This window comes from Nonomuraea sp. NPDC049028, assembly GCF_043197735.1.
In the GTDB taxonomy this organism is placed as follows: Bacteria; Actinomycetota; Actinomycetes; order Streptosporangiales; family Streptosporangiaceae; genus Nonomuraea.
In genome coordinates this window covers 358,529-372,563 of record NZ_JBICTR010000012.1, presented here as the reverse complement: position 1 = coordinate 372,563, position 14,035 = coordinate 358,529, and the positions used below count along the sequence as shown (strand labels likewise).

At 70.2% G+C, this 14,035-nt stretch carries 15 protein-coding genes; 10 read left to right on the top strand and 5 right to left on the bottom strand.

Going from position 1 to position 14,035, the window contains the following annotated elements:
- Positions 1-40 precede the first annotated feature (40 nt).
- A complete protein-coding gene (locus ACGFJ2_RS43145) occupies positions 41-520 on the top strand; it encodes a SigE family RNA polymerase sigma factor (RefSeq protein ID WP_214638568.1) in 480 nt (159 codons plus the stop codon).
- Positions 517-1,176, top strand: a complete 660-nt coding sequence (locus ACGFJ2_RS43140) for a hypothetical protein (protein ID WP_357947252.1) — start codon at positions 517-519, stop codon at positions 1,174-1,176. Before ACGFJ2_RS43145 ends, ACGFJ2_RS43140 begins: the two co-directional genes overlap by 4 nt.
- Before the next feature lie 12 nt (positions 1,177-1,188).
- Here ACGFJ2_RS43140 and ACGFJ2_RS43135 read toward each other — a convergent pair whose 3' ends face one another.
- Complete coding sequence (locus tag ACGFJ2_RS43135) at positions 1,189-1,923, bottom strand: 16S rRNA (uracil(1498)-N(3))-methyltransferase (protein WP_393478394.1); 735 nt, start codon at positions 1,921-1,923, stop codon at positions 1,189-1,191.
- 109 nt (positions 1,924-2,032) lie between these two features.
- Between ACGFJ2_RS43135 and ACGFJ2_RS43130 the strand changes: the two genes are divergently transcribed.
- The gene (locus ACGFJ2_RS43130; protein WP_393478391.1) at positions 2,033-2,695 is read left to right on the top strand and encodes a sensor histidine kinase; all 663 of its coding nucleotides are present in this window, start codon (positions 2,033-2,035) and stop codon (positions 2,693-2,695) included.
- Between the two features lie 11 nt (positions 2,696-2,706).
- Here ACGFJ2_RS43130 and dnaJ read toward each other — a convergent pair whose 3' ends face one another.
- Positions 2,707-3,846, bottom strand: coding sequence for a molecular chaperone DnaJ (gene dnaJ / locus ACGFJ2_RS43125; RefSeq protein ID WP_393478389.1), 1,140 nt, complete (start codon positions 3,844-3,846; stop codon positions 2,707-2,709).
- Between the two features lie 11 nt (positions 3,847-3,857).
- A complete protein-coding gene (gene hrcA / locus ACGFJ2_RS43120; RefSeq protein ID WP_357947237.1) occupies positions 3,858-4,871 on the bottom strand; it encodes a heat-inducible transcriptional repressor HrcA in 1,014 nt (337 codons plus the stop codon).
- Between the two features lie 144 nt (positions 4,872-5,015).
- Here hrcA and ACGFJ2_RS43115 point away from each other — a divergent pair, with 144 nt between their 5' ends.
- From ACGFJ2_RS43115 to ACGFJ2_RS43105, 3 genes are read left to right on the top strand one after another with little or no spacing between them, the layout of a single operon-like run.
- The gene (locus ACGFJ2_RS43115; protein ID WP_393478385.1) at positions 5,016-5,780 is read left to right on the top strand and encodes a hypothetical protein; all 765 of its coding nucleotides are present in this window, start codon (positions 5,016-5,018) and stop codon (positions 5,778-5,780) included.
- Between the two features lie 17 nt (positions 5,781-5,797).
- Complete coding sequence (locus ACGFJ2_RS43110; RefSeq protein WP_357947231.1) at positions 5,798-6,607, top strand: DUF3097 domain-containing protein; 810 nt, start codon at positions 5,798-5,800, stop codon at positions 6,605-6,607.
- On the top strand, positions 6,604-7,437 hold the full coding sequence (locus ACGFJ2_RS43105; protein ID WP_393478382.1) for a DUF4870 domain-containing protein: 834 nt from the start codon (positions 6,604-6,606) through the stop codon (positions 7,435-7,437). Before ACGFJ2_RS43110 ends, ACGFJ2_RS43105 begins: the two co-directional genes overlap by 4 nt.
- A 56-nt stretch (positions 7,438-7,493) precedes the next feature.
- Here ACGFJ2_RS43105 and hemW read toward each other — a convergent pair whose 3' ends face one another.
- Positions 7,494-8,714 (bottom strand): radical SAM family heme chaperone HemW, encoded by a 1,221-nt coding sequence (gene hemW, locus ACGFJ2_RS43100; RefSeq protein WP_393478379.1) that lies wholly within the window; start codon positions 8,712-8,714, stop codon positions 7,494-7,496.
- 93 nt (positions 8,715-8,807) lie between these two features.
- On the opposite strand from hemW, the gene ACGFJ2_RS43095 reads away from it, so the two are divergent.
- From ACGFJ2_RS43095 to ACGFJ2_RS43080, 4 genes are all read left to right on the top strand, one after another.
- A complete protein-coding gene (locus ACGFJ2_RS43095; RefSeq protein ID WP_393478376.1) occupies positions 8,808-10,055 on the top strand; it encodes a glycoside hydrolase family 18 protein in 1,248 nt (415 codons plus the stop codon).
- A 258-nt stretch (positions 10,056-10,313) separates the two neighbouring features.
- Positions 10,314-10,802 (top strand): hypothetical protein, encoded by a 489-nt coding sequence (locus ACGFJ2_RS43090; protein ID WP_393478373.1) that lies wholly within the window; start codon positions 10,314-10,316, stop codon positions 10,800-10,802.
- A 488-nt stretch (positions 10,803-11,290) separates the two neighbouring features.
- Positions 11,291-12,238, top strand: a complete 948-nt coding sequence (locus tag ACGFJ2_RS43085) for a sensor histidine kinase (RefSeq protein WP_393478370.1) — start codon at positions 11,291-11,293, stop codon at positions 12,236-12,238.
- Between the two features lie 294 nt (positions 12,239-12,532).
- The gene (locus ACGFJ2_RS43080) at positions 12,533-13,477 is read left to right on the top strand and encodes a response regulator (protein ID WP_393478367.1); all 945 of its coding nucleotides are present in this window, start codon (positions 12,533-12,535) and stop codon (positions 13,475-13,477) included.
- On the opposite strand, the gene ACGFJ2_RS43075 is transcribed toward ACGFJ2_RS43080, so the two are convergent.
- The gene (locus ACGFJ2_RS43075) at positions 13,434-13,769 is read right to left on the bottom strand and encodes a hypothetical protein (RefSeq protein ID WP_357947213.1); all 336 of its coding nucleotides are present in this window, start codon (positions 13,767-13,769) and stop codon (positions 13,434-13,436) included. The two genes, ACGFJ2_RS43080 and ACGFJ2_RS43075, sit on opposite strands and share 44 nt — an antisense overlap.
- Positions 13,770-14,035 lie beyond the last annotated feature (266 nt).

Below are 14,035 nucleotides of genomic sequence, written 5' to 3'. Positions count from 1 at the left end.
CAGGTCGCTGGGGGCGGTGCCGGTCGGGTGGGACGCCGACATGGCCGTGACCGCGCTTTACAGTGCGCACTTTCGGTCATTAGTGCGTCTCGCTGTGTTGCTGGTGCGAGACATGGCAACCGCGGAAGAAGTCGTGCAGGACACGTTCGTCGCCATCCATGGCGCCTGGCGTAGACTGCGCGATCCCGACAAAGCACTTGCCTACCTGCGGCAATCCGTCGTCAACCGGTCCCGTTCCGTGCTGCGTCACCGCGCGGTCGTCGAGAAGTACGCGCCCAAGGGCCTGCCCGATGCTCCGAGCGCCGAGAACGGCGCGATCGGCGAGCTCGAACGCACCGCCGTCATCGAAGCGCTAAGGTCCCTGCCAACACGTCAGAGAGAGGCACTCGTCCTTCGCTACTACGGTGATCTGTCCGAGGCTGAGATCGCCCACGCCATGGGCATCAGCAAGGGTGCGGTCAAGAGCCACACAGCTCGTGGCATGGCCGCCTTGCGATCCGTCCTGGAGAAAATGTCATGACCCAGTCCCCCGACGAGTATGGCGACGTCCTGCGCCGTGTGCTCCGTGCGGAGGCGGACACGGTCGTGCCCTCGCCGGAAGGACTGGAGATCATCCGCGCCCGCATCGAGCGGCGCGGAGTGCGCAACCTGTTCTGGTGGCGAGCGGGCGCCGCCGCCGCCAGCGCGCTGCTGGTGGCGGGCACGATCGTGATGGTCGTCCCCGAGCTGCGCCACAAGGTCATCCAGCAGGAGACCGTGGAGCAGGTGAGAGACACCAGGTCCAAGCCGCCATCCAACTCCTCGACCAGTCGGCCCGCCTCGCCCAAGCCGACCCCGCCACCGGACGATCCGCCCGCCGTGGTGCCCGCCCCGATCACCTCCGCGCCGTTGCCCGCCTCGGAGACCGCCAAGTCCACCAGCAAGCCGACGCCCAAGGCGACACCGACCCCCAAGTGCCCGACTCCCACGACGCCCACCGAGGAGCAGCCGCCGGAGGACTGCCCCACGGACGAGGCGACGCCCACACCGACGCCTACGCCGACTCCCACGCCGTCGGACACGAGCATGCCCGGCGGGCCCTGTCCGCTCGAGGAGTGCCCACCGACCGACATCGACACGACGTCCGGCACCTTCGCCAGCCCGCTCGGCGGCACCCCTCTCGCCACCACACCATGAGCGGCTGAGAGCTCACCAGCGTCCGGTACGCGCCAGGAGTACGGCCGCCGCCGCCACCCCCGCCGTCGAGGTACGCAGCACCGTAGGGCCGAGCAGCACCGGCACCGCCTTCGCCGCCCTGAACCCGGCCAGCTCCGCGTCCGAGACGCCCCCCTCGGGCCCCACCACGACGACGATGTCGCCCCCCGCGGGCAGCGTCACGCCCGACAGCGGCTCGGCGGCCTCCTCGTGCAGCACCAGACCGAGCGCCGCGCCGCCGAGCAGCGCCTCGACCCCGGCCGTGGACGCCGGCGCGGCCACCTCGGGCAGGTGGAACCTGCGCGCCTGCTTGCCCGCCTCCCGGGCCGTCGAACGCCATTTGGCCAGCGACTTGGCCGCCCTGTCGCCCTTCCACTGGGTGACGCTGCGAGCCGCCGCCCAGGGCACGATCACGTCGACGCCCGCCTCGGTCATCATCTCGACGGCCAGCTCGCCCCTGTCGCCCTTGGGCAGCCCCTGGACGACGACCAGCCTGGGCTCGGGCGGCGGCACCTCGTAGCGGCCCAGCACGTCGAGTCTGAGCGTGTCCTTCAACGCCTCACGTACCACGCACTCGGCGACCGTACCGGCGCCGTCCGTCAGGTCGATCCGCTCTCCGGCGCGCAGGCGCCGGACCGAGGCCGCGTGGCGCCCTTCAGGACCGTCGAGGACCAGCTCCGGCCCGGTGCGGTCGGCGAGGCCGTCGGCCAGGAATACCGGCACGGTCACCGGCGATCACCCCAAAGATTTTCACGTTCAGTAGCCATAGGATCACGAAACGATTAAGGTTGGCCGCGATCGCACCTTCCTGAGGTCACTCTACGAGGGGTCCATAGCGATGACCGTTCCGTCCAGGAACACCCGTCGCGCGCGGCGCTGGCCGTGCGCGCTGAAGACCCGGCTGACCGTCCTGCTCACCGTCCCTGCCAGGATCGCCCGCGCGGCACCGCGCCGACTCGCCGGAAAGGCCCCGGACACGACGGGGCCCGCGGCCGAGGAGCCCCACCGGCCCGCCACCGGCCGCCCGCGCCGCCCGCCCGATCCCGTGGCCGTACGCGACGTGCTCCGCTCGGCCCTGAGCGCGGCCGGGTCCGGCCGCGCGGTGCTGGGCGAAGTGGACGACGCCCTGCTCAGGGGCACGGCCGTCGCCGAGATCGCGCACCTGGTGACCGAGCTGGTCGACAACGCGCTGACCTGCTCGGCGCCCGACACCGAGGTGGAGATCCGGGCCAGCACCCGCGAGGGCGAGTGCCATATCGCGATCGTCGACCAGGGCGTGGGGATGACCGAGGGAGAGCGCGCCGCCGCGAACGCCCGGCTCCGTGGCGAACGGCGCTTCTTCGCCGCCCCCACCCGCTACCTCGGCCACTACGTGGTGGGCAGGCTGGCCGAGCGGCTCGGTGTGCGCGTGTGGCTGGACGAGTCGCCGCCACACGGCATCACCGCCCGGGTGGCCCTCCCGGGCGAACTCCTGGTGCCCTTACGGGTCACCGGCCGTTGAATGTGTCCTGTTCAGCGGCCGTTGAACGCGTCCCGCAGCCGCGAGAAGAACCCCTGCTGCCCGGGGGCGAACTTCCCGGGCGGCCGCTCCTCGCCACGCTGCTTGGCCAGCTCGCGCAGCAGCTCCTCCTGCGCCGGGTCGAGGCGCAGCGGGGTCTCCACGTTGACGTGGATGAGCAGGTCGCCGCGGCCCGTCTCGTTGAGCCGCTGCACGCCCCTGCCGTACATCGTGATGACCTGGCCCGACTGCGTGCCCGGCCGCACGTCGACCTCCTCGGAGCCGTCGAGCGTCTCCACGGCGAGGTTGGTGCCGAGCGCGGCGGCCGTCATCGGGATCTGGACCGTGCAGTGCAGGTCGTCGCCGCGCCGCTCGAAGATCTCGTGCGGGCGCTCGACGATCTCCAGGAAGAGGTCTCCGGGCGGGCCGCCGCCGGGGCCGACCTCGCCCTCGCCGGCGAGCTGGATGTGCGTGCCGTCCTCGACGCCCGCGGGGATACGGACCTTGATCGTACGGCGGGTGCGCACGCGGCCGTCACCCGAGCACTCCTGGCACGGGTGGCGGATGATCGTCCCGAAGCCGCCGCACTGGGGGCACGGCCTGGAGGTCATGACCTGGCCCAGGAACGACCGGGTGACCTGGGAGATCTCGCCGCGCCCGTTGCACATGTCACAGGTGTCGGGGTGGGTGCCGGACGCGGCGCCCGCGCCCTGGCAGATCTCACAGAGCACGGCCGTGTCGACGACCAGCTCGCGGGTGGTGCCGAAGGCGGTCTCGCGCAGGTCGAGCTCGACGCGGATGGTCGCGTTGCGACCTCTCCTGGCCCGCGAACGGGGCCCGCGCGCGCCCCCGGCCGTGCCGAAGAAGGCGTCCATGATGTCGCTGAACGGGAAGCCCGCGCCGAAGCCGGCCGCTCCCTGGCCCGCGCCGGCGCCGCCGAAGGGGTCGCCGCCCAGGTCGTACATCTGACGCTTGTTGGCGTCGGACAGCACCTCGTAGGCCTGCGTGATCTCCTTGAACCGCTCCTGGGTCGCGGGGTCCGGATTGACGTCGGGATGGAGTTCGCGGGCAAGCCTGCGGTAGGCCTTCTTGATCTCTTCCTGACTGGCGTCACGGCGCACCCCGAGGGTGGCGTAGTAGTCGCTGTTTGCCACTTATCGACCTCTTATGATGCAGCCAGGATTTGGCTGACGTAGCGTGCCACCGCGCGCACGGCGCCCATCGTCACGGGATAGTCCATCCTCGTGGGGCCTAGCACGCCTAGCCGGGCCAGTTCGTTGTCGCCAGAACCGTACCCGGTTGCGACGATCGACGTGCCACGGAGGAACGGGTTCTCCGAGCCGATGCGCACGGTGAGCGTGGACGGGGTGTCTGTGGAAGTCTCGCCGAGCAGCCGCATGAGCACGACCTGCTCCTCCAGTGCTTCGAGCACATCGCGCAGCCCGGTCGAGAAGTCGGCCCCGGCGAGGTTGGCCGCACCGGCGAACACGATCTTCTCATCATGGCGCTCGACCAGCGTCTCGAGGAGCACCGACAGGATAGTGGCCACCACGGGACGGTCTTCGACGGGCAGCCGCTCCGGCAGGTCGGCGACCTGATCGGGGACGTTGAGCAGGCCGCAGCCGTCGAGGGAGGCGTTGAGCACCGCGCGCAGGTGCGCGATGCGGGTGTCCTCCACCACTTCGGGCAGCTCGACCACCCGCTGCTCGACGCGGCCCGTGTTGGTGATCAGCACGAGCATGATCCGCCGGTCGTGCAGGGGCACGAGCTCGACGTGCCTGACCGTCGAGCGGGTCAGCGTCGGGTATTGCACGACCGCGACCTGCCGGGTGAGCTGCGCGAGCAGCCGCACCGTGCGGGTGACCACGTCGTCGAGGTCGACCGCGCCGGCGAGGAACGTCTCGATCGCCCGGCGCTCCGCCCCGGAGAGCGGCTTGACCTGCGAGAGCCGGTCGACGAACAGGCGATAGCCCTTGTCCGTCGGCACGCGGCCCGCGCTGGTGTGCGGCTGGGTGATGTAGCCCTCCTCCTCCAGGGCGGCCATGTCGTTCCTGACCGTCGCTGGGGAGACCTTCAGGTTGTGGCGTTCGGCGAGCGCCCTGGAGCCCACCGGCTCATTGGTGGACACGTAGTCTTCGACAATGGCGCGGAGCACCGCCAGCTTCCGATCGTCGAGCACGCGCTCACCTCCTACCTCTGCCTTTCAGGAAACGACAGGTCTAGCACTCTGTGTTCCCGAGTGCCAAGTGTACGGCTCCCGCCCACAAGGTGCGATAACACCGGAGCTAGCGAGTGGCCGCCAATAGGGCGCACACTGGCCGATATGACCGACGACTCCCAGCCCCCCTCCTACGGTCCACCGCCGGGACAGGGTCCGTACCAGGGGCAACCTCCCCAGTACGGCCCGCCGCCGCCCCAATATGGTCCGCCGCAATACGGCCAGCAGCACTACCAGCCCGGCCCCTACGGGCAGCAGCAGCCGTACCAGCCCGGACCTTACGGCACGCCGCAGCGGTTCGGCCCTCAGGTTGACCCGAAGTTGATCAGACCGCGGTTGCGGTGGATCGCGGTCGCCTGGGGCCTGGCGCTGCTCGCCGGGCTGGTCGGGGTGGGAGTGTTCGTGAGCGGCATCCTGAACACGGTGGGCGCGGTGGCCCCGGCCAAGACGTTCACGGCGGGCCAGAGCGTCACCGTGCCGCTGGACCCGGCGGAGAAGCCGGTGGTGTACCTCGCCAGTGAGAGCCAGGTCCATTACATGTGCCGGATCGACGGCGGTCCCGGCCAGGCCAGGCTCGCCAAGACGTCCGGCACCGAGCGGGTCACCGTCAACGGCACGCAGTGGCAGCTCATCCTCGTGGTCAACGCGCCTGCCAAGGGCGACTACCAGTTCACCTGCACGACCCAGGAGCCGACCAACGTGCGCTTCGGCGTCGGCCGCGACTTCGCCGCCGCCGCGGGCGGGCTGGTGGGCGGTGTGGCGGCGCTGCTGGTGATCCCGGGTCTGGGCGTGCTGGCCGCCGTCATCACGACGATCATGGTGGTAACCCGGCGCAGCTCTCATCGCAAGCGCCTTGCGGCGGGCGGGTGATTTGCTACGGTCCCCGTGTGTACGACGGCGATGTTCTAGCGGGAAATTGGCGGCGGCCGGGCAAGGGCAAGATCCCCCAGGTGCCCGCCGAACTCGATCTGGTCGTGGAGGACGCCGAGAGCGGCTTCTGCGGCGCCGTGGTGGCCTGCGACAAGGAGGCCGTCACGCTGGAGGACCGCTTCGGCAAGCGCCGCCTGTTCCCGTTCGCGCCCGCCGCGTTCCTGCTGGACGGCAAGGTCGTGACGCTCGTACGGCCGGCCGCACCGGGGGTGTCGAGCCCCAGGCGGAGCGCGTCCGGCTCGATAGCCGTCGAGGGCCTGCGGGCCAGGGTGGCAAAGGAGAGCCGCATCTACGTGGAAGGCGTGCACGACGCCGCCCTCGTGGAGAAGATCTGGGGCCACGACCTCCGGGTGGAGGGCGTCGTGGTCGAGTACCTGGAGGGCGTGGACGACCTGCCCGCGATCGTCGCCGAGTTCGGCCCGTCGCCGGAGCGTAGGCTGGGCGTGCTGGTCGACCATCTCGTGCCGGGCTCCAAGGAGAGCCGGATCGCCGCTCAGGTGACCTCACCCCACGTGCTCGTCGTGGGCCATCCCTACGTGGACATCTGGCAGGCGGTCAAGCCCTCCGTGCTGCGGATCCCGGCCTGGCCGGACGTGCCGCGCGGGGTGCCGTGGAAGGAGGGCGTGATCGCCGCCCTGGGCTGGCGGATGGAACCGGCCGACGCGTGGCGGCGGATCCTCGGCGCCGTCTCGGCATTCACGGACCTGGAGCCCGAGCTGCTCGGCCGGGTCGAGGAACTGATCGACTTCGTTACGGAGGCACCATGAGCCAGGATCCCCCGCAGCCGCCGCCGGACGATGATGCGACGCGACGCATCTCGCAGTCGGACATCAACCCCGAAACCCCTCGGCAACCGGAGTACGGCGCCCAGCCTGGCTCCGGACCGACGCCCGGATACGGAGCCCAGCCTGGGTCGGGTCCCGCGCCCGGATACGGCGCCCAGCCAGGGTCCGGTCCCGCGCCCGAGTATGGCGGTCAGCCCGGCTCGGGGCCCGCGCCTGGGTATGGTGGCCAGCCCGCTTACGGTTCCGGGCCTCAGAGCGGTCCTGGGTCGGGGCCACAGCCTGGTTACGGTTACGGGCAGCCTGGTTCCGGCGGCTACGGGCAGCCTGGTTCCGGCGGCTACGGGCAGCCTGGTTCTGGCGGCTACGGGCAGTCGCCCGGTTACGGTTACGGGCAGCCGCCCACGCCGCCGCCCGGCTACGAGCAGCCCGGCTACGGCTACGCGGCCCCGCAGCAGCGTCCGCCGCACGTCCCCGGCGTCTACGGTCCGCGGCCGGGCAGCGACGACACCACGATGGCCATGCTGGCCCACCTGCTCGGCCTGCTCGTCTCCTGGATCGGCCCGCTGATCATCTACCTGATGAAGCGGGACGAGTCACCCTATGTCCGCGACCAGTCGGCCGAGGCGCTGAACTTCCAGATCACGATGTTCATCGGCTACGTCGTCGCGGGCCTGCTGACGGTCGTCCTGATCGGGATCATCCTGTTCCCCATCATCTGGATCGTGTCGCTGATCTTCCACATCCAGGCCGCCATCGCCGCCAACAAGGGCGAGAACTACCGCTACCCGATCGCCATCCGCATGGTCAGCTGAGCAGACCGCATACCAGGCCAATAGTCGGCTGAGCTGAGCCCGTACCAGGGCAATGCTCAGCCGAGCAGATCCCGCACCAGGGCATCGGCCAGGAGCCGGCCGCGCAGGGTGAGGACCAGCAGCCCCGCCTTGAACGGCTCCGGCTCCAGCAGACCGTCGCCCAGCGCCACCGCGACGGCCGTACGCGCGCCCGGAGCCACGTCGGCGACCGGGTAGCCGGAGGCCAGCCGGAGCTCCAGCATCAGGCGCTCGGCCTCGCGGTCGTCGTCGGCGAGCACTTCGCGCGCGTGCGCGGGCGAAGTGCCCGCGGCCAGGCGCTGCGCGTAGGCGGCCGGATGCTTGACGTTCCACCAGCGGGTGCCGCCCACGTGGCTGTGCGCGCCGGGGCCGACGGCCCACCAGTCGCCACCGGTCCAGTAGAGCAGGTTGTGCCGGCACCGCGCGTCGTCGTCCGTGGCCCAGTTGGACACCTCGTACCAGCGCAAGCCCGCCTCCGCCAGCAGCGTGTCGGCGATCTGGTAGCGGTCGGCGGCCACGTCGTCGTCGGGCATCGGCAGCTCGCCGCGCCTGATCCTGGCGGCCAGCCGCGTGCCCTCCTCCACGATCAGCGAGTAGGCGGAGACGTGGTCGGGCTCGGCGGCGATCGCCGCCTCCAGCGACGCCCGCCAGTCGTCGTCGGACTCGCCGGGCGTGCTGTAGATCAGGTCCAGGTTGACGTGCTCGAACCCGGCCTTCTTGGCTTCGTGTACGGCCTGCGCCGCCCGGCCGGGCGTGTGCTGCCGGTCGAGCACCTTGAGCACGTGCTCCCTGGCGCTCTGCATGCCGAAGCTGACCCGGTTGAAGCCGCCGTCCAGCAGGCGGCCGAGGTAGGCCGGGTCGACCGACTCGGGGTTGGCCTCCGTGGTCACCTCGGCGCCCGCCTTGAGCCCGAACTCCGCGTCGATCGCGCCGAGGATCCGGCCCAGGTCTTCGGCGGGCAGCAGGGTGGGCGTGCCGCCGCCGAAGAACACGGTCTCGACCGGGAGCTCCACGTCACCGAGGACGCGTCGGGCCAGCCGTACCTCCTCGATGGCCGTGTCGGCGTAGTCGCGGTGCGAGGCACCGGGGCCCAGCTCGGCGGCGGTGTAGGTGTTGAAGTCGCAGTAGCCGCAGCGCGTCACGCAGAACGGGACGTGCACGTAGAAGCCGAACGGACGCTCGCCGAGGCCGCGCAGCGCGCTCTCGGGCAGGTCGCCGGACGGGGGCGCAGGGTCGCCGTCAGGCAAGGTGGATGGCACGACTCCAGTGTGCCCGTTGCCATTGACTGCCTGATCCAGCGGCTCTACGATCCGTGAAACTTATAGGAAAGTTTCCTAATTGGGGATCGCCTGGTGAAGACGAAGATCCTGATCGCGCTCTCGCTCCTCCTCGGTCTCTCAGCGGTCGCGGTGCCCGCCGAGGCCCATACCGGCTTCAAACGCGTCGCCTACTTCATCCAGTGGGGCGTCTACGGCCGCAACTACCACGTCAAGGACGTCGAGGCCAGCGGCGCCGCCGCCAAGCTGACCCACCTCAACTACGCCTTCGGCTTCGTCAACGCGGAGGGGACCTGCTACTCGGCCGATCCCTGGGCGGACTGGCAGCGCCCCGTACCCGCCGAGCAGAGCGTGGACGGCGTGGCCGACGCGCCCGGACAGGCCCTGAACGGCAACCTCAACCAGCTGCGCAAGCTCAAAGCCAAGCACCCGGGACTGAAGGTGTTGATCTCGCTCGGCGGCTGGACCGGGTCCCGCTACTTCTCCGACGCCGTCCTCACCCCCGAGTCCCGGGCGAAGCTGGCACAGTCGTGCGTCGACCTGTGGCTGCGCGGCGATCTGCCGGGACTGGCGGCGGGCGCGGGAGCCGGGGTGTTCGACGGCATCGACCTCGACTGGGAGTGGCCGGGTTCGTCCGGCGCCGACGGCAACGTCATCAGGCCCGAGGACAAGCGCAACTTCACCCTCTTCGCGGCGGAACTACGGTCGCGGCTGCGGGCGTTCTCCGCGTCGTCGCAGCTGACGGCCTTCCTGCCGGCCGCGACGGCCAAGATCGACGCCGGGTACGAGGTGCGGCAGGTGTTCAGGCAGCTCGACTTCGCCACCGTCCAGGGGTACGACCTGCGGGGCAACTGGGAGCCTCAGACAGGCCACAACGGCAACCTGCTGACGGACCGCCGCGACCCGAACCCGATCCGGTACAGCGTCGACCAGACCGTACGCGACTACCTGTCACGCGGCGCTCCTGCGAGCAAGATCGTGGTCGGCGTCCCCGCGTACGGCCAGGGCTGGACCGGGGTGACCGCCAGCGGCGACGGCCTGTACAAGCCCGCCACCGGCCCGGCGCCCGGCAAGTGGGGGCCGGGGACGGAGGACTACAAGGACCTGGCGACCAAGCCCGGCAAGCGGTACCGGGACGTGCGGACGGGGACGTTGTGGCTGTATGACGGGAACGAGTTCTGGTCGTACGACGATCCGGCGGTCATGCTGCAGAAGGCGGCGTACATCCGGCTCAAGGGGCTGGGCGGGTCGATGATGTGGTCAATCGACCAGGACGACTCGCGCGCCTCGCTGACTTCGGCGCTGTACTCGGTGCTGCGGTGATCACGACGCTGCTCGTGACGTGCGGACGATCGTGGCGCCACTCATGAGAAGCGGACGATCGCGGCGCCACTCGTGAGGTGCGGACAATCGTGGTGTGCGGGCGTGCTTCCTGCCGCGCCCGCACACCGCCTTCACCTCTGACGGTGAACGAAGCCCCGGGACTGAACCACTGCCGAGCTCTCCACCCCAGGGTGGAGATCCAGGACTCAACCCCCAGTCCGATCCGCGACAACCCCGCTCTTCCTTACCGTCAGACCCATGGATCCCCTGCTGAGCGCACTGCTCATCCCCGCCGTCGTCATCTTCGTCGTCTACCGGCAGATGATGACCCGCCCCACGGCAAGAAACGGCATCGTCTATGTCTCGGCCGCTCTGGTCGCCCTGGGCCTGTTCACCGGTGGCCTCATCGACAGTGGCCATCTGGCCCTCAGCCTGGCCCTGGGGATCGTGGAGGCCATCGCCGCCGTGGTCTTCGGCGCCGTCCGCGCCGCGACCGTACGCGTCTGGATGGACGAGGCCGGGGTGACCTGGTCGAAAGCCACCCCCTTAACCCTTCTGGCCTGGCTGGCCTCGATCGCGAGCCGCGTGGGCCTGTACTTCGCCGGCACAGCCCTGGGCCTGACCCTCTCAACCTCCGGCGTCCTGTTCTTCGTCGGCCTGACCATCGGCACCCAGGCCCTGCTCGTCGCCCGTCGCGGCCGCGCCCTTTCCGATACGACCGTGCGGGCGGATAACTTCGTGGAGTGACGCCGGACCCGTCAAAGATCGCCCCCTTCGTCCTGCGACTGGGGGTGATCGTCGTGTTCGTATGGGCGCAGGTACGGTCCAAGCCGGCACTCGGTCTGACCGGCTCCGGCCTGGCGATCACCGGATTGACCACAGCCATAGTGCTCCTGCTGGTCGTCGCCCAACTCCCCTTCACTCGAAGGACGTCAGGACTCCCCCAGCCCAGCAGGACACCCGAACCCCAGCCGGACCAGCCACCGACCTCGCCCCGGCTGGCCCGAGCGGCGTCCCCGGCACTGCCAGATCGCGCGCCCTCCCGGTCCCCGCTGCCCCGGCCAGATCAAATGACGTCGCGCCTGTCCGAGCCCGTCAGTGTGGCGCGCAAGGGGGTCACAATCAGCGCACTGGCCAGGACGATCATGTCCCACACATCCCGCGTGACGACCGTGTTCCGCCGATCCACCAGAGCGACCAAGTCCCAAGCGCCTGCCACAGCGAGCACCTCCCAAGTGTCTGCCACAGCGGCCACCTCCCGGCTGTCCGCGCTGGCGATCACATCCCGGGTGCCTCTCCTGGCGATCGCGCTCGGCGCATCGACCGCCTTCGCGATCGCTCTCGACGCGGTGGCCGACGGCGGCCCCGCGTTCGCCGTGCTGTTCTACAGCCTCGGCATGGCGGCCATCCGGCTGCCGTTGCGCCAGTCGGTGCCGATCGGGGCGCTGGCGATTTGCGCGCTGCTCGTGGAGGGGGCCATCGCCGGTCGGCTGAGTCGCGATCTCAGCCTCATCCTCAGCCTCTGCCTGGTGTTCCTGGTGGCCTACTCGGTCAAGGAACGCCGGGCGGCCAGAGCCGCCGAGGCCCGCGAGGCCGTACTCGCCGAGAGGGCACGGATCGCCAGAGAGATCCACGACATCCTCGCCCACTCGCTGTCGGCGCAGCTCGTGCATCTGGAGGGCGCCAAGCTCCTGCTCCGCGCGGACAAGACCGAGGAAGCGCTCGACCGCGTCGTCCGCGCGCGCGACCTGGCCAAATCCGGGCTCGAGGAAGCCCGGCGCGCGGTGTCGGCCCTGCGCGAGAACACGCCCGCCCTTCCGCAGGCACTTCGGACGCTGGCGGAGGATTTTCAGGCGGCCACCGACCGGGCGTGCACGCTGCACGTCTCGGGCACGGAGCACCGCCTGCCCCCGGAGACGGAGCTCGCCCTGCTGCGTACCGCCCAGGAGGCGCTGACGAACGTACGGCGGCACGCTCCCGGCTCTCCGGCCACGATCAGACTGGTGTACGAGCCCGGCTCATGCGACCTCCACATCACCAACCCCGCCGGAGCCGAGCGAGGCACACCTGGGGGAGGATATGGCCTCATGGGTATGCGCGAACGAGCCGAACTTCTCGGCGGCACCCTGTCAGCGGGCGAGACGACGGACGGTTTCCGCGTCCATTTGCGGGTCCCGGCGTGAACCAGTGCACGGGTGAGACGAACGGCGGCTTCCGCCAATCCGCCAGTCTCCTGGGCTTCCGCGTCCACCTGGGGAGTCCCGCATGACCTCCCTCACGTCCGGCAGCCCCGCCGGGATCCGGGCGGCCGGTTCCAGCATGGAGTCGAGGAGTCCCCGCATTACCTCCCCCATCTCCGCCGGCCCCACCGAGACCCAGCCGGCCGCCTCCAGCACGGAGTCGCGAGATTCCCGTTTACTCCCCCTCACGTCCGGCGGCCCCGCCACTCTCGCCCGGTGGGTCACGGTGGCCGGATCATGAGCGTCACGGTCGTGGTCGTCGATGACCAGGCGGTCGTTCGGGAAGGGCTGGTCCTGCTGCTCGGACTCCTGCCGGGGATCGAGGTGGTCGGCTCGGCAGGGGACGGTGAGGCGGCGCTCCGCCTGGTCGCGGAGCGGCGGCCAGACGTGGCACTGATGGACCTCCGGATGCCGCGCATGGACGGCGTCGAGGCGACCCGCCGCATCCGCGCCGAGCACCCGGACACCCAGGTCGTGGTGCTCACCACGTATTCGGACGACGAATCGGTGTTCGCCGCGCTCAGGGCGGGAGCGCGAGGCTTCCTGACCAAGAGCGCGGACTCGGACGAGATCGCCAAGGCCATCGCCGTCGTCGTCAGCGGTAACGCCCAGCTCGATCCCTCCGTCCAGCGCCGTCTCCTCGACACCATGACGGCTCCCGACGGCGGTCGGCCCCAGGGCGCGCGACCTGACCGCGATCCGCGCGATCCGCGCGAGCAGCATGACCGCAACCCACCCGAGCAGCCCGACCGCGACACGCGCACACAACCTGACCAAACCGGTCCGACGACTCTCGACGAGGGTGCCGCCTCCACCGGCCGGAGCGTGTTCGGCGACGATCTCTCCGTCGGCCAGACCGCTCCCCGGCAGCAGCCGGAGCCGGTCCTTGGCAGGCCGGATGCGACAATCGAACGGCGCACTCCCGGCAGCGGAGACGCCGCGACAAGCACCGACGACGAAGCGCTCGCCGGCGCGCGTGACGGCCTGACGCGGCGCGAGGTCGAGGTGCTGCGGCTCATCGCCGACGGCCTGTCGAACACCGAGATCGCCGCCCGGCTCTTCATCAGTGAGGCCACCGTCAAGACCCACATCAACAACCTCTTCGCCAAGGCCCGCCTGAGAGACCGCGCGCAAGCCGTCACATACGCGTACCGCCACGGTCTCGTCCGCCCGAACCCGTGACCTCCACGTGGTTGAGCTGGGAATCATCATCGAAGCCCGCCAGCTGTAAGACCGTCTCCAGGGCGGCCTGGCGGGTTTCCTCGACCGAATCGCCACGTTCGCCGAAACAGTCGGCGGCCACGTCGAGCACGGCCACCACCACGGCCGCGTCAGGGTAGGGCACGTCGACCAGGACGGTGCCGTCACCCGCTCCCTCGGCCGGGACCGCGTGAAGTCTCAGCAACCGCCGCATTTCTTCCGCCACGGCGACCCCCAGCACAGCAGCACGCTCGAATTGCTCAGCGGCAATCATGTCACCCTCCTATCGCACAGGTGTTCGGACAAGAAGGTAGCGGTCGTCACCGACAGAAACCTCGGCATGCACGGGGATCCAGGGCTGCGCGTCCTGCGCCGCCGAACCTTGAGTGCGGCCATCGAATTTCGAGTGGTGCAGGCCCCTCGCTGAGAGTCCATGGTCCTGACAGACCCCGCAGCCCTCGAAGGGGATGGAGCAAAGGATGTCGATAATGGCTTCTCGGCTCCGTCTCAGGGGCACATGCGGCCACCGTGGCCACAGCA

What these genes read in the sequence shown, in the direction of transcription:
- ACGFJ2_RS43145 (WP_214638568.1), top strand. Translation starts at nt 41, where the DNA reads ATGGCCGTGACCGCGCTTTACAGTGCGCACTTTCGGTCATTAGTGCGT.
- ACGFJ2_RS43140 (WP_357947252.1), top strand. Translation starts at nt 517, where the DNA reads ATGACCCAGTCCCCCGACGAGTATGGCGACGTCCTGCGCCGTGTGCTC.
- ACGFJ2_RS43130 (WP_393478391.1), top strand. Translation starts at nt 2,033, where the DNA reads ATGACCGTTCCGTCCAGGAACACCCGTCGCGCGCGGCGCTGGCCGTGC.
- ACGFJ2_RS43115 (WP_393478385.1), top strand. Translation starts at nt 5,016, where the DNA reads ATGACCGACGACTCCCAGCCCCCCTCCTACGGTCCACCGCCGGGACAG.
- ACGFJ2_RS43105 (WP_393478382.1), top strand. Translation starts at nt 6,604, where the DNA reads ATGAGCCAGGATCCCCCGCAGCCGCCGCCGGACGATGATGCGACGCGA.
- ACGFJ2_RS43090 (WP_393478373.1), top strand. Translation starts at nt 10,314, where the DNA reads ATGGATCCCCTGCTGAGCGCACTGCTCATCCCCGCCGTCGTCATCTTC.
- ACGFJ2_RS43080 (WP_393478367.1), top strand. Translation starts at nt 12,533, where the DNA reads ATGAGCGTCACGGTCGTGGTCGTCGATGACCAGGCGGTCGTTCGGGAA.
- ACGFJ2_RS43075 (WP_357947213.1), bottom strand. Translation starts at nt 13,769, where the DNA reads ATGATTGCCGCTGAGCAATTCGAGCGTGCTGCTGTGCTGGGGGTCGCC.